Annotated in this window: 15 protein-coding genes; 4 read left to right on the forward strand and 11 right to left on the reverse strand. The window is 71.8% G+C overall.

Annotated elements, in window-relative coordinates; translation table 11 throughout:
* Nucleotides 1-531: 531 nt before the first annotated feature.
* Complete coding sequence (gene trpS, locus ACZ6TU_RS04575; protein WP_467675165.1) at nucleotides 532-1,575, forward strand: tryptophan--tRNA ligase; 1,044 nt, start codon at nucleotides 532-534, stop codon at nucleotides 1,573-1,575.
* A 49-nt stretch (nucleotides 1,576-1,624) separates the two neighbouring features.
* Here the strand turns inward: trpS and proC are convergent, their stop codons facing one another.
* From proC to ACZ6TU_RS04605, 6 genes are all read right to left on the reverse strand, one after another.
* Nucleotides 1,625-2,437, reverse strand: coding sequence for a pyrroline-5-carboxylate reductase (gene proC, locus ACZ6TU_RS04580; protein ID WP_467675163.1), 813 nt, complete (start codon nucleotides 2,435-2,437; stop codon nucleotides 1,625-1,627).
* Nucleotides 2,438-2,557: 120 nt separating this feature from the next.
* Entirely contained in the window at nucleotides 2,558-3,331 is a 774-nt protein-coding gene (locus ACZ6TU_RS04585) for an ABC transporter permease (protein ID WP_467675161.1), read from the reverse strand.
* The gene (locus ACZ6TU_RS04590; RefSeq protein ID WP_469546635.1) at nucleotides 3,328-4,164 is read right to left on the reverse strand and encodes an ABC transporter ATP-binding protein; all 837 of its coding nucleotides are present in this window, start codon (nucleotides 4,162-4,164) and stop codon (nucleotides 3,328-3,330) included. The genes ACZ6TU_RS04585 and ACZ6TU_RS04590 overlap by 4 nt, the downstream gene beginning before the upstream one ends.
* 32 nt (nucleotides 4,165-4,196) lie before the next feature.
* Nucleotides 4,197-5,030, reverse strand: a complete 834-nt coding sequence (locus tag ACZ6TU_RS04595; protein WP_467675157.1) for a class I SAM-dependent methyltransferase — start codon at nucleotides 5,028-5,030, stop codon at nucleotides 4,197-4,199.
* A gap of 62 nt (nucleotides 5,031-5,092) precedes the next feature.
* A complete protein-coding gene (locus ACZ6TU_RS04600; RefSeq protein ID WP_467675155.1) occupies nucleotides 5,093-5,599 on the reverse strand; it encodes an EamA/RhaT family transporter in 507 nt (168 codons plus the stop codon).
* Nucleotides 5,600-6,006: 407 nt separating this feature from the next.
* Entirely contained in the window at nucleotides 6,007-6,336 is a 330-nt protein-coding gene (locus ACZ6TU_RS04605; protein ID WP_467675153.1) for an SH3 domain-containing protein, read from the reverse strand.
* 181 nt (nucleotides 6,337-6,517) lie between these two features.
* On the opposite strand from ACZ6TU_RS04605, the gene ACZ6TU_RS04610 reads away from it, so the two are divergent.
* Entirely contained in the window at nucleotides 6,518-8,668 is a 2,151-nt protein-coding gene (locus ACZ6TU_RS04610; RefSeq protein ID WP_469546641.1) for a serine/threonine-protein kinase, read from the forward strand.
* Nucleotides 8,669-8,737: 69 nt separating this feature from the next.
* On the opposite strand, the gene ilvD is transcribed toward ACZ6TU_RS04610, so the two are convergent.
* The 4 genes from ilvD to ACZ6TU_RS04630 all read right to left on the reverse strand — a co-directional run bounded on the left by ilvD (nucleotide 8,738) and on the right by ACZ6TU_RS04630 (nucleotide 13,359).
* Nucleotides 8,738-10,591: a dihydroxy-acid dehydratase gene (gene ilvD, locus ACZ6TU_RS04615; protein ID WP_469546644.1), complete on the reverse strand. Its 1,854-nt coding sequence runs from the start codon at nucleotides 10,589-10,591 to the stop codon at nucleotides 8,738-8,740.
* A 138-nt stretch (nucleotides 10,592-10,729) separates the two neighbouring features.
* A complete protein-coding gene (locus ACZ6TU_RS04620) occupies nucleotides 10,730-11,440 on the reverse strand; it encodes a TetR/AcrR family transcriptional regulator (protein ID WP_469546647.1) in 711 nt (236 codons plus the stop codon).
* A gap of 37 nt (nucleotides 11,441-11,477) precedes the next feature.
* The gene (locus ACZ6TU_RS04625) at nucleotides 11,478-12,302 is read right to left on the reverse strand and encodes a sugar phosphate isomerase/epimerase family protein (protein ID WP_467675145.1); all 825 of its coding nucleotides are present in this window, start codon (nucleotides 12,300-12,302) and stop codon (nucleotides 11,478-11,480) included.
* A gap of 124 nt (nucleotides 12,303-12,426) precedes the next feature.
* Nucleotides 12,427-13,359: a Ppx/GppA family phosphatase gene (locus tag ACZ6TU_RS04630; RefSeq protein WP_467675143.1), complete on the reverse strand. Its 933-nt coding sequence runs from the start codon at nucleotides 13,357-13,359 to the stop codon at nucleotides 12,427-12,429.
* A gap of 71 nt (nucleotides 13,360-13,430) precedes the next feature.
* Between ACZ6TU_RS04630 and ACZ6TU_RS04635 the strand changes: the two genes are divergently transcribed.
* Nucleotides 13,431-14,231: a DUF3109 family protein gene (locus tag ACZ6TU_RS04635; protein ID WP_467675142.1), complete on the forward strand. Its 801-nt coding sequence runs from the start codon at nucleotides 13,431-13,433 to the stop codon at nucleotides 14,229-14,231.
* Nucleotides 14,232-14,297: 66 nt separating this feature from the next.
* Here the strand turns inward: ACZ6TU_RS04635 and ACZ6TU_RS04640 are convergent, their stop codons facing one another.
* Nucleotides 14,298-16,019, reverse strand: a complete 1,722-nt coding sequence (locus ACZ6TU_RS04640; RefSeq protein ID WP_469546652.1) for a BACON domain-containing protein — start codon at nucleotides 16,017-16,019, stop codon at nucleotides 14,298-14,300.
* A gap of 196 nt (nucleotides 16,020-16,215) precedes the next feature.
* Here ACZ6TU_RS04640 and radA point away from each other — a divergent pair, with 196 nt between their 5' ends.
* Nucleotides 16,216-17,625, forward strand: a complete 1,410-nt coding sequence (radA, locus tag ACZ6TU_RS04645) for a DNA repair protein RadA (protein WP_086564614.1) — start codon at nucleotides 16,216-16,218, stop codon at nucleotides 17,623-17,625.
* Nucleotides 17,626-17,646 lie beyond the last annotated feature (21 nt).

The raw sequence follows: 17,646 nt of genomic DNA on the forward strand, positions 1-17,646 counted from the left end.
CTTCCGCGTTTCCCTTTCCGGCGGTTCTGACTCTATCAGATCCTTTCGGGCCCGATTCCCTGTCAGCAGGGTTTGTCTTCGCGGCTGTTGGGCCGATCCGACGAGTGAGACTTTAGCGGATTCCCCGGCTCCCGAGCCAATCGGGGGCCGCGTCCTTTCGAACGGGGATTCCTCATTCCGTAAATACGCATGCCAATGAAACGACGACAGAGCTACTGCGTCGAGTAGTGGTTGGTACCTGCGGAGTGGCTGCCCGGGGACCGACCGGGGTCGGCGCTCACGTCGGACAACTCGGAGAACACTACGGACGGGGTCTGGGCGTGTCAACTCAAGGGCGGACGGCACTCCCGGGGCGTACTCTGGGGTGCGTGACGACGCGTACGTGTACCCAGCTGTGGTGGGCCGCCTGACGGCGGCCGTCTTCACGTATGCACTCAACGGCCGCCGCTTCGGCGGCCGTTCTTGTTTCTCCCTCCGGACACCGAGGGGCGGCCGCGGGGGCGGCGGTCCCGACCGGGAGGTGGAGGAGCGATGACACGGGTCTTCAGCGGGGTCAAGCCGACGGGGCATCTGACGCTGGGGAACTACCTGGGAGCCATGCGGCGGTGGGCTGCCGTCGACCAGTACGAGGCCGACGCCTTGTTCTGCGTCGTCGATCTGCACGCGCTGACCGTGGACCACGATCCCGCGCGGGTGCGCAGGCTGAGCCGGCAGGCGGCGACCCTGTTGCTGGCGTCCGGGCTGGATCCGGAGCTCTGCACGCTGTTCGTGCAGAGCCATGTGGACGAACACGCACGGCTGTCGTACGTGCTGGAGTGCGTGGCCACCGACGGTGAGATGCGGCGGATGATCCAGTACAAGGAGAAGGCCGCGCGGGAGCAGCGGCGGGGCGGGAGTGTGCGGCTGTCGCTGCTGACGTATCCCGTGCTGATGGCGGCGGACATCCTGGCGTACGGGGCCGACGAGGTGCCGGTCGGGGACGACCAGGTGCAGCATGTGGAGCTCACGCGGGATCTGGCGGTGCGGTTCAACCAGCGGTACGGGCATACGTTCGTGGTGCCTCGGGCCACGCGGCCGGGCGTGGCGGCGCGGGTGATGAACCTGCAGGTTCCTACGTCGAAGATGGGCAAGAGCGATGACGTCGGGCCGGGGATCGTCTATCTGCTGGACGAGCCGGACGTGGTGCGGAAGAAGGTCCTGCGGGCCGTGACCGACAGTGGGCGGGAGGTCGTGTACGACCGGGAGGCCCGGCCGGGGCTCGCCAATCTGCTGGAGATCCTCGCCGCGTGCTCGGGTGGGACTCCTGAGGAGCTGAGCGGTGCGTATACGTCGTACGGGGAGTTGAAGAAGGACACCGCTGAGGCTGTGGTCGAGGTGCTCAGGCCCGTGCAGGCGCGGCACAAGGAGTTGTGCGCGGATCCCGGTTATGTGGAGCGCGTGCTGCGGGACGGTGCGGAGCGGGCTCGGGGGATGGCTCGGCCGACGGTGGATGCCGCTTATCGCGCGATCGGGTTGCTGCCCGCCGTGCCGGAAGCGGCGGCGGACGCGGGTGGGGCCGGCGTGCTGAGGGTGTGAGGTGGTGCGGGCGTCGGGGGCGGACCGTCCCCGACGCCCGTGGCGCTCCTCAGTTGTTGTTGCCCGAGGCCAGGGCGCGGCTGCGGTCGCGGGCGGCTTCGAGGGCGGCGATGAGGGCGGCTCGTACGCCGTGGTTCTCGAGTTCTCGGATGGCGTTGATCGTCGTACCGGCGGGGGACGTGACGTTCTCGCGGAGCTTGACGGGGTGTTCGCCGCTGTCGCGGAGCATCGTCGCGGCGCCGATGGCGGACTGGACGATCAGGTCGTGGGCCTTGTCGCGGGGCAGGCCGAGGAGGATGCCCGCGTCGGTCATGGCTTCGACCAGGTAGAAGAAGTAGGCCGGGCCGGAGCCGGAGAGGGCCGTGCAGGCGTCCTGCTGGGACTCGGGGACGCGGAGCGTCTTGCCGACGGCGCCGAAGATCTCCTCGGTGTGGGTGAGGTGGTCGGCGGTGGCGTGGGTGCCGGCGGAGATGACGGACATGGCCTCGTCGACCAGGGCGGGGGTGTTCGTCATGACGCGGACGACCGGGGTGCCGGGGGCGAGGCGTTCCTCGAAGTAGGCGGTGGGGATGCCGGCGGCGCCGCTGATGACCAGGCGGCCGGCGGGGACGTGGGGGGCGAGTTCGTCGAGGAGGGTGCCCATGTCCTGCGGTTTGACCGTGAGGATCAGGGTGTCGGCGGTCTTGGCGGCTTCGGGGTTGGTGACCGGGGTGACGCCGTAGCGGGTGTGGAGTTCCTCGGCTCGTTCCTGGCGGCGGGTGGTGACCAGGAGGTCGGCCGGGGTCCAGCCGGCTCGGATCATTCCGCTGATCAGGGCTTCGCCGATCTTGCCGGTGCCGAGGACTGCGACTTTCTGGGTCATGGCTGGGGTGCCCTCCGGGGGTTGCGCGTCGTCCGGGTTCATCCTCGCACTCGGGGGTGGTGGGGTGGGGTGCGTGTCCGGTGGGCGGGATGTGGGTCGAACGCCGACGGGCTGCGTTGGCTACGCCGTCCGGCGCCTGAGTGTCGCCGCGCCCAGGCCCAGTACCAGAAGGGCGCAGCCCGCGACGATCAGGACGTCGCGTACGAACGTGGCGGTCATGTCCGTGTGGCGGAGGACCTCGTTCATGCCGTCCACCGCGTAGGACATGGGGAGCACGCCGGAGATGGCCTCCAGGGCCGGGTGCATGTTGTCGCGGGGTGTGAACAGGCCGCAGAGGAGGAGCTGGGGGAAGATCACCGCCGGCATGAACTGGACGGCCTGGAATTCCGATGCCGCGAAGGCCGAGACGAAGAGGCCGAGGGCCGTGCCGAGGAGGGCGTCGAGGAGGGCCACCAGGAGGAGGAGCCAGGGGCTGCCGGTGACGTCGAGGCCGAGGAACCAGACCGCGAGGCCGGTGGCCAGGGCGGACTGGATGATCGCGAGGGTGCCGAAGGCGAGGGCGTAGCCGGCGATGAGGTCGCCTTTGCCGAGGGGCATGGCGAGGAGGCGTTCGAGGGTGCCCGAGGTGCGTTCGCGCAGGGTGGCGATGGAGGTCACCAGGAACATCGTGATCAGCGGGAAGATCCCGAGCAGGGAGGCGCCGATGCTGTCGAAGGTGCGGGGGCTGCCGTCGAAGACGTAGCGCAGCAGGAACAGCATCACGCATGGGATGAGGATCAGCAGCGCGATGGTGCGCGGGTCGTGGGCGAGCTGGCGCAGGACGCGGGTTGCTGTGGCGGTGGTTCGGGAGGCGTTCAGGGCCCTCGGTGGGGTGGGGGTGGTCGTGGTGGTCATCGCGTCGTCTCCTTTGTGCGGGATGCCGCCTTTGCCTCGTCCACCAGGTGCAGGAAGGCCTCCTCGACCGTCTCCGCGCCGGTGCGGGTGCGCAGGGCCTCCGGGGTGTCGTCGGCGAGGAGCTCGCCCTCGCGCATGAGGAGGAGGCGGTGGCAGCGTTCGGCCTCGTCCATGACGTGGGAGGAGACGAGGAGTGTCGCGCCGCGGCTCGCCGCGATGTCGTGGAAGAGGGTCCAGAGGTCGCGGCGCAGGACCGGGTCGAGGCCGACGGTCGGTTCGTCGAGGACCAGGAGTTCGGGTGTGCCGAGGAGGGCGACGGCCAGGGAGACGCGGCTGCGCTGGCCGCCGGAGAGGTTGCCGGCCAGGGCGTCGGCGTGGGTGGTGAGGTCGACGTCGGCTATGGCGCGGGTGACGTTGTCGTGGCGGCGTTCGGCGGCGGGTCGGCCGGGGTCGAGTATCGCGGCGAAGTAGTCGAGGTTCTGGCGGACCGTCAGGTCGCCGTAGACGGACGGGGCCTGGGTGACGTAGCCGATGCGGGTGCGGAGGGTGGGGTGGCCGGCGGGGTGGCCGAGGACGTCGAGGGTGCCGGTGACCTTGGCCTGGGTGCCGACGACGGCGCGCATGAGGGTGGACTTGCCGCAGCCGGAGGGGCCTAGGAGGCCGGTGATCTGGCCGCGGGGGACTGTGAAGCCGAGGTTGTGCAGGACCGTGCGGGGGCCTCGGGCGACGGTGAGGGTTTCGGCGCGGATGGCCGTTGAGTTCTTGGTGTGGACGGCTGTGGATTCCGTGGTGGTGGTGTCGGGGCGTGGCGGGTCAGGAGCATTATTCATCATGTGATGAATAATGCTCCTGGGGGTGGGGTGCGTCAAGCAGGGGTCTTCGCCAGGAGGAGGACTACCTCGTAGACCTCCTCGACGATGCCGTCCGGGAAGGCCTCGAGGAGGTGCTCGCGTTCCTCGGCCATGAAGGCCGCGGTGTGTTCCTCGCCGTTGACCAGGAAGACCGAGTGGCTGCCGATGTTGGCGAGGTGGGTGTCGACGGGGATGCGGCGGCTCCAGCGGACCGTGCGTCGGGTGAATTCGAGGCGGCCGGTGGGGTCGGCGGCGCGGGCGTTGACGTTCCGTTTCTCGGCCGAGATGTCGATGCCGAAGTGGCGCTCTGTGCGGGAGGCTGCCTCGGCGATCCACGGCACGTCGAGGGCGTCGGTGTTCCACCAGAGGGCGAGGGCACCGCCGGGGCGCAGGACGCGGAGGGCCTCCGGGACGGAGCGGGCGGGGTCGGTCCAGTGCCAGGCCTGGGCGTAGGTGACGAGGTCGACGGAGGCGTCGGCGAGGGGGAGGTCGTCGCCGGTGCCGCGGACGATCGGGATGTCGGGGAGGGTGCTGCGGAACTGGGCCGCCATGCCGTCGCCGGGTTCTACGGCGATGACGTTCGCGCCGCGGGCGTGGAGGAGCGCGGTCGCTATGCCGGTGCCGGCGCCGATGTCTGCGACGCGGGAGCCGGGGAGGGGGTGGTCGGCCAGGGCTTCTATCGCCTCGAAGAGGGCCGGGGGGTAGGAGGGGCGGTTGGCCGCGTACTGGGCTGCGGCGGCGTTGAAGGAGTGGGCGCGGGCGGATTGGGGGGTGGGGTGCGTCGGCGTGAGGGGCTCGGGGGTGGTTTCGGCTCCGGTGGGGTGGTGGGTGGAGGGGTGTGGGGTCATACGGCCATGGTGGCCGGGGGTGGGGGCGGGGGGTGGTGAGATTTCGGTGAGAGGCCGGGGGGTTATGCGCGGCGGCGCTTTTTCGACGGGTTGCCCGAGCGGCGGGTCGTGCGCTTCTCGTGGTGCCTGCGGGCTGCCTCGTACTCCTCGCGGTGGAGCTTTTCGCCGGGGGCCTCGGTGAGGGAGCGGAAGAAGTACGCGAGGAGGGAGCCGACGAAACCGATGATCAGGAGGCCGCGGAGGGATACCTGGCGGTCGGGGTCGGGGCGGCGGGTGAAGCCGTCCCAGGTGTGGCGGAAGGCCAACGCGCTGCAGATCGCGAACATCACGACCATGAGCGGGGTCACGAAGCTGCCGATCGCGGCGATCAGGAGGCCCTGGTAGGCGAGGCGGAGGACGAGGCAGGAGACGACTGCGGTGGCGAGTGAGCCGATGACGACGCCGACGCGGCGAGCTGTGTAACCGTCGTCGTGGTTCAGCCAGGTCGTGCCGAAGAAGCGGATTGGCTCGGGGCGGGGGCCGTCCGTGGGGGCTGCGGGTTTCGCCGGGGTGCCGTTCTCTGCGCTCACCGGTCGATTATGGCTCGGGGCGTGTGGTCGTGTGGTCGTATGCCTGCGGCGGCCTGTGCGGGTGCGGTGGGGTGGGGTGCGCGTGGCGCCTTCGGGGCGGTTGTGGGTCGGGGCCGCACCGGGGGGTGTCCGTCCTCGGAACGGCGCGATGGGGTCGGACGCCGACTGACTGTCCGCTGACGCGCCAACCGCTGCGGGCGGACACCCCCGGACACGTCCCCTTCTCGCCGTGCGCGGGTGCGGCGGCGCGGTGGCTGACCCACTGCCGCCGGCCGCCGTTGCGGGCAGTCGTGCCGCTTGGGAGGGTGGGCGCAGCGGCGCCTCGTCGCGCCGAGTTGCGCACCCACCCGGTCCCGGTACCCCCGCCGGGCAGCCCCGGGAAGTGGCCCCGGCCCGGCTACCGCAGGTCAGCCGCAGCGTGGGCGGATGTAGCCGTCGCTGCCCGTGTTCACGTAGGCGTCCGAGACGTACTGGCCGCTCGCGATGTTGTCCCAGATGTTCGTCGTGCCGTACGGGCCCGTGACCGTGGTGCCGCGTGTCTGGCAGTGGATCGGGACTCGGGAGCCCTCGGGCAGGATCTTGACGATCGGGTAGCCGGTGCCGGGACCGCTGCGGACGTTGAGGCGGACGCCCGGTGCGACCGAGTAGTACGTGGCCGCCGCGGCCAGTGTGGTGACCAGCGGCATGCCGGTCTTGTGTGTGCCGCGCTCGGCCTCTTCGACAGGCTCGACTGACATGAAAACCTCCCCCGTTGAACCCCATGGCTGCCATGGAGTCCCGTTGATTCCCCTGAATCACGCCATCAAACACCTGTGCGTGACTCGCCAGCGGAGGCTAGCAAGCCGCCTCTGTCTCGTACGAGTCATCGACTAGGCTCCGTGCGTCGCGCGCGCGGACGAACAGCACGGGGGTGGTCCCATGGCGCCACAGCGGAACGTCGGAGCGGGCCCGGAAGCGGAACTTCCTGAGTACGCCGGTCACTACAGGCTGGAGTCCTGTCTGGGCTCGGGCGGCATGGGGGTCGTTCATCTGGCCCGGAGCACCTCCGGGATGAAGCTCGCCGTGAAGGTCGTGCACGCGGAGTTCGCCAAGGACCCCGAGTTCAGAGGCCGTTTCCGGCAGGAGGTCGGGGCGGCTCGCCGGGTCAGCGGGGCTTTCACCGCGCCCGTCGTGGATGCCGATCCCGAGGCCGGACGGCCCTGGATGGCCACGCTGTTCATTCCGGGCCCGACGCTGGCCCAGGAGGTGAAGCGGAACGGGCCCCTGGCCCCGGCGCGGTTGCGGCGGCTGATGGCCGGGCTGGCGGAGGCCCTGCGCGACATCCACCGGGTCGGAGTTGTGCACCGGGACCTGAAGCCGAGCAATGTCCTGCTCGCCGAGGACGGGCCGAAGGTCATCGACTTCGGCATTTCCCGGCCAAAGGACAGCGAACTGCGGACCGAGACCGGGAAGCTGATCGGTACGCCGCCCTTCATGGCGCCCGAGCAGTTCCGGCGGCCCAGGGAAGTGGGGCCCGCCGCCGATGTGTTCGCCCTCGGGTCCGTCATGGTGCATGCGGCCACCGGGCGGGGGCCGTTCGACTCCGACAGCCCCTACGTCGTCGCCTATCAGGTCGTGCACGACGAGCCCGAGCTGGCCGGTGTACCGGAGGAGCTGGCGCCGCTCGTGCTGCGGTGTCTCGCCAAGGAGCCCGAGGACCGGCCCTCCCCCGACGAGTTGATGCGGGAACTGCGGTCGGTGGCGGCCTCGTACGACACGCAGGCGTTCATACCCGCGCAGCGCGTGGACGAGGCTCCGGCGGAGGAAGAGGGTGCGGCTGCGGCTGCGGAGCAGGTCGGCGGGGGCTCCGGCCTCCCTGCGCCCGGATCCGGGAAGCGCCGGTCCAGGTTGCGGATCGGCAGGCGGGCGGCTCTCGGTGCCGGGGCTCTCGGGCTGGCCGTCGTCGGTGCGCTCGTGTCGGTTCCGTTGCTCGGGGGCGGCGGGCCGGCGCCCGAGGTTGCCGCTCCGCGGACCACGTCGGCCGCGTTCGCGGCGTGGGAGGCGCCGCCGTTGTCCGGGAAGAGCATGCCTCAGTGTTCGTACGCGGCGGGGAAGTTGCTGTGTGCGCAGACCGGGCTGGTCTTCGCTCTCGATCCGGTCGACGGGCGGCTGCTGTGGCGGCATCCTCTGGACGGGGTCGCCGCGAGCGGGCCGCCGAGTGGGGCTCCGGTCGTGTCGGGTGGGCTGGTGCCGGCCGGGCTGGGCCAGGGGCCGCGGGTGACGATGCTCGACCCCGGCTCGGGTGACGTGGAGCGGCGGCAGGAGCTGCCCGGGTACGGGGGGTTGCGGGCCGTCGGCGGCATGCTGCTGCTCACCGCGGCCGACGGCACGGTCACCGCGGTGGAGAGCGCCTCGGGCGACGTGAAGTGGAGTCATCGGATTCCGGGGCAGGACGTGCCGTACTTCGTCTCGTTCCCCGGTGATCCGCTGGCGTACGCGGCGAGCGTGTCCGGCGATGGGACCAGCACGAAGGTCACGGCGGTGGACCCGGGCACGGGTGACGTGCGGTGGGACGCGCGGCTGGAGGGGGCGTTGGAGCCGCTCGGGGCTGTGGGCGGGGCGGTCGTGTTCGTGGCGGTCGACGCCGTGCGCGGCGATGCGCGGGCCGTGGTCCGCTACGCCCCGGAGAGCCGGACGAGTCTGCGGGTGCCGTTGCGTATTCCGCTGCAGCAGGTGGAGGGGAGTGTGCACGGGGAGGTCGTTCACCTGATGGCGACGGGTGGAGGGCTGGTCGCCGTCGATCTGGAGGCGCGGAAGCAGCGGTGGAGTCTGGAGACGGGTGTCGTCCGGGGGTCGACGCCGGTCGCCGACGACCGGTACGTGTACGTGACCGCGCCGGACGGACGGCTGCTCGCCGTCGACGCACGGCGCGGGAAGCTCGTCGGGCAGACGTCTCCGCGGCTGGGCGACCGGTCGGACCGGGTTCCGGCCTCGCTGCCCGAGCCCGTGCTCGTGGGCGACCGCGTCTACGCCGGTGCGCCGGACGGGACCGTCTTCGCCGTGAACGGGCGTGATCCGTCCGGGTGGTAGTGCGTGCCCGGCGTACGCGGAAGGGCCGCCCCCGGGAGACCGGGGGCGGCCCTTCCCCGTGGAGAACACTCAGCCCAGCATGGTCACGTCCCGCACGGCGCCCTTGTCCGCGCTGGTCGCCATCGCCGCGTAGGCCCGCAGCGCCGCCGAGACCTTGCGGTCGCGGTTCTTCGGGGCGTACACGCCGTTCAGCGCCTGCTCGCGGCGTGCCAGCTCGGCGTCGTCGACGAGGAGCTCGATGGAGCGGTTCGGGATGTCGATGCGGATGCGGTCACCGTCCTCGACGAGGGCGATGGTGCCGCCGCCGGCCGCCTCGGGCGAGGCGTGCCCGATGGAGAGGCCGGAGGTGCCGCCGGAGAAGCGGCCGTCGGTGATCAGGGCGCAGGCCTTGCCGAGGCCGCGGCCCTTCAGGTACGAGGTCGGGTAGAGCATCTCCTGCATGCCGGGGCCGCCCTTGGGGCCCTCGTAGCGGATGACGACGACGTCGCCCTCCTTGATCTGCTTCAGCAGGATCTTCTCGACGGCCTCCTCCTGCGACTCGCAGACGACCGCCGGGCCCTCGAAGGTCCAGATCGACTCGTCGACGCCGGCCGTCTTCACCACGCAGCCGTCGACCGCGAGGTTGCCCTTGAGGACCGCGAGGCCGCCGTCCTTGGAGTACGCGTGCTCGACGGAGCGGATGCAGCCGCCCTCGGCGTCCTCGTCGAGGGCCTCCCAGCGCTCGGACTGGGAGAAGGCCTCGGCGGAGCGGACGCAGCCGGGGGCCGCGTGCCACAGCTCGACCGCCTCGGGGGACGGGGAGCCGCCGCGCACGTCCCAGGTCTTCAGCCAGTCGGACAGGGACGGGCTGTGGACCGCGTGCACGTCCTCGTTGAGCAGGCCTCCGCGGTGCAGCTCGCCGAGGAGGGCGGGGATGCCGCCGGCGCGGTGCACGTCCTCCATGTAGTAGGTGCGGTTCTTGGCGACGTTCGGAGCCACCTTGGCCAGGCAGGGGACCCGGCGGGAGACCGTGTCGATCTCGGTCAGACCGAAGGGGACGCCGGCCTCCTGGGCCGCGGCCAGCAGGTGCAGGATCGTGTTGGTCGAGCCGCCCATCGCGATGTCGAGGGCCATCGCGTTCTCGAAGGCCGCGAAGGTGGCGATGTTGCGCGGCAGGACCGTCTCGTCGTCCTGCTCGTAGTAGCGGCGGGTGATGTCCATGACCGTGTTGGCCGCGTCGACGTAGAGCTGCTTGCGCGCCGTGTGCGTGGCCAGGACCGAGCCGTTGCCGGGGAGGGAGAGGCCGATGGCCTCGGTGAGGCAGTTCATCGAGTTGGCGGTGAACATCCCGGAACACGAGCCGCAGGTCGGACAGGCGTTCTCCTCGATACGGAGGATGTCCTCGTCCGAGATCTTGTCGTTCACGGCGTCGGAGATCGCGTCGACCAGGTCGAGCGTGCGGACCGTGCCGTCGACCAGGGTGGCCCGGCCGGACTCCATCGGGCCGCCGGAGACGAAGACCGTCGGGACGTTCAGGCGCAGGGCCGCGTTGAGCATGCCCGGGGTGATCTTGTCGCAGTTGGAGATGCAGATCAGGGCGTCGGCGCAGTGGGCCTCGACCATGTACTCCACGCTGTCCGCGATCAGGTCGCGGGAGGGGAGGCTGTAGAGCATGCCGCCGTGGCCCATCGCGATGCCGTCGTCGACGGCGATCGTGTTGAACTCGCGCGGGATGCCGCCGGCCTCGACGATCGCCTCGCTGACGATCCGGCCGACCGGCTGGAGGTGGGTGTGGCCCGGCACGAACTCCGTGAAGCTGTTGGCGACCGCGATGATCGGCTTGCGGCCGATGTCCGCACCCGGTACACCGGAGGCTCGCATAAGGGCGCGGGCGCCCGCCATGTTGCGGCCGTGGGTGACTGTGCGGGACCTCAGCTCGGGCATCGTCGCTCGCTCCTTCAGAGACTGCGTCAGAGGATTCGGAGATTTCTGACTGCTATCGAGCGTACGCCGGTCATCCAGAGGGCGGGACGGAGTGTCCGGAATACGGGATGACCATCTCGGCCGACGGCTCCGTGAGGCTTACGGTTCGGTCAGGTGTCCCTGCACGACCGGTGCCAGCCGCGCGATGATCTGCTCGGGATCCGCCGAGGCCAGCGGCTCGACCTTGATGACGTACCGCAGCATCGCGGTGCCCACCAGCTGGGCGGCGGCGAGCTCGGCCCGCAGTTCGGCGTCCGGCAGGTCCAGTCGACCCGCGATCCGGCGCAGGACCTGGGTCGCGATGATGCGGCGGAAGACGGTCGCCGCGGTCTCGTTGGTGACGGCGGAGCGGACGACGGCGAGCAGGGGCGCGCGGGTCGACGGGTTCTCCCAGACGCCGAAGAAGAAGCGGGCCAGGCGCTCCCCCACACCGTCGAGCGGGCCCTCCTCGACGGCCTTCGGTGCCTGCAGGGCGGGTCCGAAGGACTGGGTGATCGCCGCCTCGAAGACCTGCTCCTTCGTCCCGAAGTAGTGGTGCACGAGCGCCGGGTCGACCCCGGCCGCCTTGGCGATGCCGCGCACGGACGTCTTCTCGTAGCCGCGCTCGGAGAACTCGTCGCGGGCGGCGGTCAGGATGCGGTCCCGGGTGTCGGCCGACTCCGTGCGCGGTGGGCGGCCCCGGCGTCGGGCGGTGGTGCCCGTGCCGGTGCCGGTGCCGTTGTCGGTGCCGGTGCCGTTGTCGGTGCCGTTGTCGGTGCCGGTGCCGTTGTCGGTGCCGTTGTCGGTGCCGGTCGGGGGCCGGTCGCTCATCGTCTCGCCGTTTCGGTCATCGGCTCGGCGCCCTCGGTCATCGCCTCGGCACCCTCACCGCCGAGGCCAGGTGCAGGCGTGTGAAGGCCAGCGCCTCCGCCAGGTCGGCCTCGCGCTCCGCGCTCGACATGGCGCGGCGGGTGTTGACCTCGATCACGACGTGCCCGTCGAAGCCGGTCAGGGCGAGCCGCTCCAGCACCTCGGCGCAGGGCTGGGTGCCGCGGCCGGGCACGAGGTGCTCGTCCTTGGCCGAGCCCCTGCCGTCGGCGAGGTGGACGTGGCCCAGGCGGTCACCCATGCGGTCGACCATGTCCAGCGCGTCGGCGCGGGCCGTCGCGGTGTGGCTGAGGTCGATCGTGAAGTGGCGGTAGTCGTCCTTCGTCACGTCCCAGTCGGGGGCGTACGCGAGCATCTCCCGGTCGCGGTAGCGCCAGGGGTACATGTTCTCGACGGCGAACCGCACATCCGTCTCGTTCGCCATGCGCCAGATGCCCGCGACGAAGTCCCTGGCGTACTGGCGCTGCCAGCGGAAGGGCGGGTGGACGACGACGGTGCTCGCGTCGAGCTTCTCGGCCGCCGCGCGGGCCCGCTGGAGCTTGGTCCAGGGGTCCGTGGACCAGACGCGCTGCGTGATGAGCAGGCAGGGGGCGTGCACGGCCAGGATCGGGATCTGGTGGTAGTCGCTGAGTCTGCGCAGGGCCTCGATGTCCTGGCTGACCGGGTCGGTCCAGACCATGACCTCGACTCCGTCGTAGCCGAGGCGCGCGGCGATCTCGAAGGCCGTGGCCGTCGACTCCGGGTAGACCGAGGCCGTCGAGAGGGCGACCTTCGCGTCCGGGATCCTTACGGCTGGCTCTGCCATGCAGGACAGATTACGGGGTGTGGTTGGGGTGGAGCGGGGTGCCTGTTCGCCGTTGTGGTGTTTGCCACGGACGGGTGCGGCATTCGTCGCGGTTGGTCGCTCCAGCCCCGCGCCCCTCGGGTCGCTAAACCGACTCCATGTGATCCAGGCGACGCAGGATCACGCCCTCCCTCAGAGCCCACGGGCAGATTTCCAGGCGCTCCACGCCGAAGAGGTCCATCGCGGCCTCGGCCACCAGGGCCCCCGCCAGCAGCTGGCCCGCCCTGCCCTCCGAGACGCCCGGGAGCTCGGCTCGTTCCGCCTCCGTCATGCCGGCCAGCCTCGGGACCCAGCCCTCCAGGGACTCCCGCTTGAGTTCGCGCTGGACGTAGAGGCCCTCGGCGGAGCGGGCGGCTCCGGCGATGCGGGCGAGCTGTTTGAAGGTCTTGGACGTGGCGACGACGTGGTCGGGCGGGCCGAAGCGGCTGAACTCGCCGACCGTGCGGGCGATCTCGGTCCGGACGTGGCGGCGCAGGGCCCGGACGTCGTCCGGGGCGGGCGGGTCGCCGGGCAGCCAGCCGGCGGTGAGGCGGCCGGCGCCCAGCGGCAGGGACGCGGCCGTGTCGGGCTCCTCGTCGATGCCGTAGGCGATCTCCAACGAGCCGCCACCGATGTCCAGGACCAGCAGTTTCCCGGCCGACCAGCCGAACCAGCGGCGGGCGGCGAGGAAGGTGAGACGGGCCTCCTCCTCGCCGGTGAGGACCTGGAGCTCGACGCCGGTCTCGGTGCGCACGCGCGCCAGGACGTCATCGGCGTTGCTGGCCTCGCGTACGGCGGAGGTGGCGAACGGCAGGAGGTCCTCGACGCCCTTGTCCTCGGCGGCCTGGAGCGCTTCCTGGACGACCGACACCAGCCGGTCCACGCCCGGGGGGCCGATCGCGCCGTCGTCGTCGAGGAGCTGGGCGAGGCGCAGTTCCGCCTTGTGTGAGTGCGCGGGCAACGGGCACGCGCCGGGATGCGCGTCCACCACGAGCAGATGCACCGTGTTCGATCCCACGTCGAGGACACCGAGTCTCATGTACGGAACGCTACTGCCAGCCGCGCCGTCCGCCGTCCTCGGTGTGGGCACAAGGCCCGTACCCTGGACTCGTGCCAAAGACGAAAAAGGCGAAGCGCGACAAATCATCGGGTGTTGTGCGCCCCGACGAGAAGGGCCTGGACTTCGCCCGCGCCTGGGTGGAATTCCCTGATCCGGCGGACGACGAGCAGGTGTTCCGCTGCGACCTGACATGGCTGACCTCTCGCTGGAACTGCATCTTCGGCAGCGGCTGCCAGGGCATCCAGGCCGGCCGCGCGGACGACGGGTGCTGCACGTTGGGTGCCCACTTCTCCGACGAGGACGACGAGAAGCGGGTCGCCGAGCATGTGGCCAGGCTCACGCCGGACATCTGGCAGCACCACGCCGAGGGCACGAGGAACGGCTGGATCTCGGAGGACGAGGACGGCGACCGGCAGACGCGCCCCTTCCAGGGCTCGTGCATCTTCCAGAACCGGCCCGGATTCCAGGGCGGCGCGGGCTGCTCGCTGCACATCCTCGCCCTGAAGGAGGGCCGCGAGCCGCTGGAGACCAAGCCGGACGTGTGCTGGCAGCTGCCGGTGCGGCGGACCTACGAGTGGATCGACCGGCCCGACGACACACGTGTGCTCCAGGTGTCGATCGGTGAGTACGACCGCCGCGGCTGGGGGCCGGGCGGCCACGACCTGCACTGGTGGTGCACCTCGGCGACCTCGGCGCACGGCGCGGGCGACCCGGTGTACGTCTCCTACCGGCCGGAGCTGATCGAGCTGATGGGCAAGGCCGGCTACGACCGGCTGGTGGAGCTGTGCGAGGAGCGGCTGGCCTCGCAGCTGCCGTTGCTGGCGCCGCATCCCGCTGATCCGGTCGACTGACGTCCGCGGCGTCCGCGACCTCTACGGCTCCCAGGACTGCCAAGACCGTCCAGCCGCTGCGACCGTCTAGGACGTGGACGGGCTCGGGTCACCGCCCACCGGGGGCCGGGGCGTCGGGTCCGCCGGGCCCGTCGGGCCCGGGTCCGTGGGCGTGGGTGTGGGGTCCGGGTCGGGTGACGGGGGCGGGGTGGTCGGCGTCGGGTCCGGTGGGGCCGAGGTCGTGGGCGTCGGGTCGGGCTGGGGCGGCGGCGGGTCGCTCGGGCCGCCGGGGTGGGGGTCCGGACGCGGGCCGGGGTCGGAGGGGGTGGGCGCGGTGCCGAAGCCCTCGATGTGGACGACGGCGCCCACCGGTGCGATCGCCACCTGCGCGCGCCAGGGGCCGGAGGGCTCCCGCAGATGGTCGACGTACACCTTGATCGTCAACGACTCGCCGGGCCGGAGCGTTCCCGACGACTGGCTCAGGTAGAGCCAGTCCGCTCCCGTGGACGCGGACCAGCGGACCGGGGACGGGCCCGTGGCGGTCAGGGTGACGAGGGTGGTGTCGCCGCTGTTGTCCGCTGTGACGTCCAAGGCTCTCTTGCGGCCGGCGACGCCGAGGACCTCCACGGAGACGTCGGCCTTGCCGTTCTTGCCGAAGCGGGGGCCGGGTTCGGTGCTCGCGTTGCCGGTGTTCTCGTAGCCGCCGCCGGCCATCTCGCCGTCCAGGCCGAACGGGGCGTCCGCCTCGCGTGCGGAGGTGGAGCGGCCGTCCTGGCCCTCGCCGACGGGGGTGCCCCGGTAGGCGGCCCACAGGGCGAGCACGGGGGCGGCCACGACGGTGGCGACGACGGTCGTGGTGACGGCACGCGCGCGGAGCCGAGCCCTTCGGGCGGCACGGTCCTTGGGGTCCATCGGGAAGCCGCGCCGGTCGAAGCGGGGTCCGGCGCCACGCGCGCGTGAGTGGTGGGCCATGGCGATGTGCAGGGCCGCGCGAGGGGCCTGCAGGACGGGCAGTTCGGCGGGTGTGACGCTGGTGCCGGGCCAGTGGCCGGGGATGGCGCGCTCGGCGGTGCGGCGGCAGCGCGGGCAGTCGTCGACGTGCCGGACGAGTTCGCGGCGCAGGGTCGTGCCGAGCACGGGCCGGTCGTCGCCGACGAGGTGCGCGACGCTCGGGCACGCCCCCGTCTCGACCACGGCGAGGGCCGCACGCGTGCGTTCCACCTCGCAGGCGGCGGAGGCGAGCAGGTCGCGGGCGGCGGCCAGGTCCATGCCCAGGACGGCGGCGACCTCCTGGGCGGCGAGGTGGTGGCGCACGGCCAGTTCGAGCGCCTCGCGCTGCTCCGGGGTGGTTCCGGCGGCCTCCGGCCAGGCCAGCAGGGCCAGTTCGCGCCGCCGCCGCTCCTGGGCCTCCTCGGAGACGGCCGGGCCGGCCGGCCGGTCGGCAGGCCGCGGGCGGCCCGCGGCATGGCTGCTCTGACGTTTCTGCTTGGCCTCGGCCAGCTTGCGCAGGCACGCCCATCGGGCCAGCGCGTACAGCCACGCCCTGCGGTCGGCGGGTGCGTCGGGGACGTGCTTGCCGCGGCGTTCGGCGAGCGCGAGGGCGTCGCCCAGGGCGGCGGTCGCGGCGTCGTGGTCGCACAGCACGGACAGGCAGTAGGTGAACAGGCCGTCCAGGTAGGGCTCGTAGCGCGCGGGCGGCCGCTGCGCCAGCGTGCGCGCCGCCCCGCGGTCACGCGCTTCCCGGTGCGCCCGGTGCGGGCCGGCCGTGCGGGTCGAGCGGGTCGAGATCTCCGGAGTACTGCTCATCATTCGGCGACCGTAGGGGGCCGGGAGTGACGCCTTCTGGCGGCTTGAGCACATTTAATCCGTACGGGTGAAACGATCCCTCAAACGGGGACATGAACCAGTGGTTCCGCCGCTGGCGCGGGGTGGCGGGGCCCTGGCGCGCAGGTGGCCGCCCCGGTCGGTCCCCGCGGTGTCAGTGCCGGCGGCTACGGTTTCGTCCATGGCTGCCCGTACGAAGACCACCAAGGACCGTCCGTCCTACCGCTGCACGGAGTGCGGCTGGCAGACGGCGAAGTGGCTCGGCCGCTGCCCCGAGTGCCAGGCCTGGGGGACGGTCGAGGAATACGGCGCGCCCGCGGTCCGTACGACGACGCCGGGGCGGGTCACCACCTCCGCCCTGCCCATCGGCCAGGTGGACGGCCGCCAGGCCACCGCCCGCTCCACCGGCGTGCCCGAGCTGGACCGCGTGCTCGGCGGCGGACTCGTCCCCGGCGCGGTGGTGCTGGTCGCGGGCGAGCCCGGGGTCGGCAAGTCGACCCTGCTGCTCGACGTGGCGGCCAAGTCGGCGAGTGACGAGCACCGCACGCTGTACGTCACGGGCGAGGAGTCGGCGAGCCAGGTCAGGCTGCGCGCCGACCGCATCCACGCCATCGACGACCATCTCTACCTGGCCGCCGAGACGGATCTGGCGGCCGTGCTGGGCCACTTGGACGCGGTGAAGCCGTCGCTGCTGATCCTGGACTCGGTGCAGACGGTGGCCTCACCGGAGATCGACGGCGCGCCCGGCGGCATGGCCCAGGTGCGGGAGGTCGCCGGGGCCCTGATCCGGGCCTCCAAGGAGCGCGGCATGTCCACGCTGCTCGTGGGCCATGTCACCAAGGACGGCGCCATCGCGGGCCCGCGCCTGCTGGAGCACCTCGTGGACGTCGTCCTGAGCTTCGAGGGCGACCGGCACGCCCGGCTCCGACTCGTCCGGGGCGTCAAGAACCGCTACGGCACCACCGACGAGGTCGGCTGCTTCGAGCTGCACGACGAGGGCATCACGGGCCTGGCCGACCCGAGCGGGCTCTTCCTGACCCGTCGGGCCGAACCGGTCCCGGGCACCTGCCTGACCGTCACCCTGGAGGGCCGCCGCCCGCTGGTCGCCGAGGTCCAGGCACTCACGGTCGACTCGCAGATCCCCTCCCCGCGCCGCACCACCTCGGGCCTGGAGACCTCCCGGGTCTCGATGATGCTCGCGGTGCTGGAACAGCGCGGGCGGATCAGCGCCTTGGGCAAGAGGGACATCTACTCGGCGACGGTCGGCGGAGTGAAGCTCTCGGAGCCGGCCGCGGACCTGGCCGTCGCCCTCGCCCTGGCCAGCGCGGCGAGTGACACACCTCTCCCCAAGAACCTCGTCGCGATCGGGGAGGTAGGCCTCGCGGGCGAGGTGAGACGGGTCACGGGCGTGCAGCGCAGGCTGGCAGAAGCCCACCGCCTGGGCTTCACACACGCCCTCGTACCGGGCGACCCGGGCAAGATCCCCTCGGGTATGAAGGTCCTGGAAGTCGCGGACATAGGGGACGCCCTGCGGGTCCTCCCCCGGTCCCGTCGCAGAGAGGCCCCACGGGACGAGGAGGGTCGCCGGTAGACTTTGCCCTGGTCTCGCCCG

The organism is Streptomyces sp. NPDC052064 (assembly GCF_055585925.1).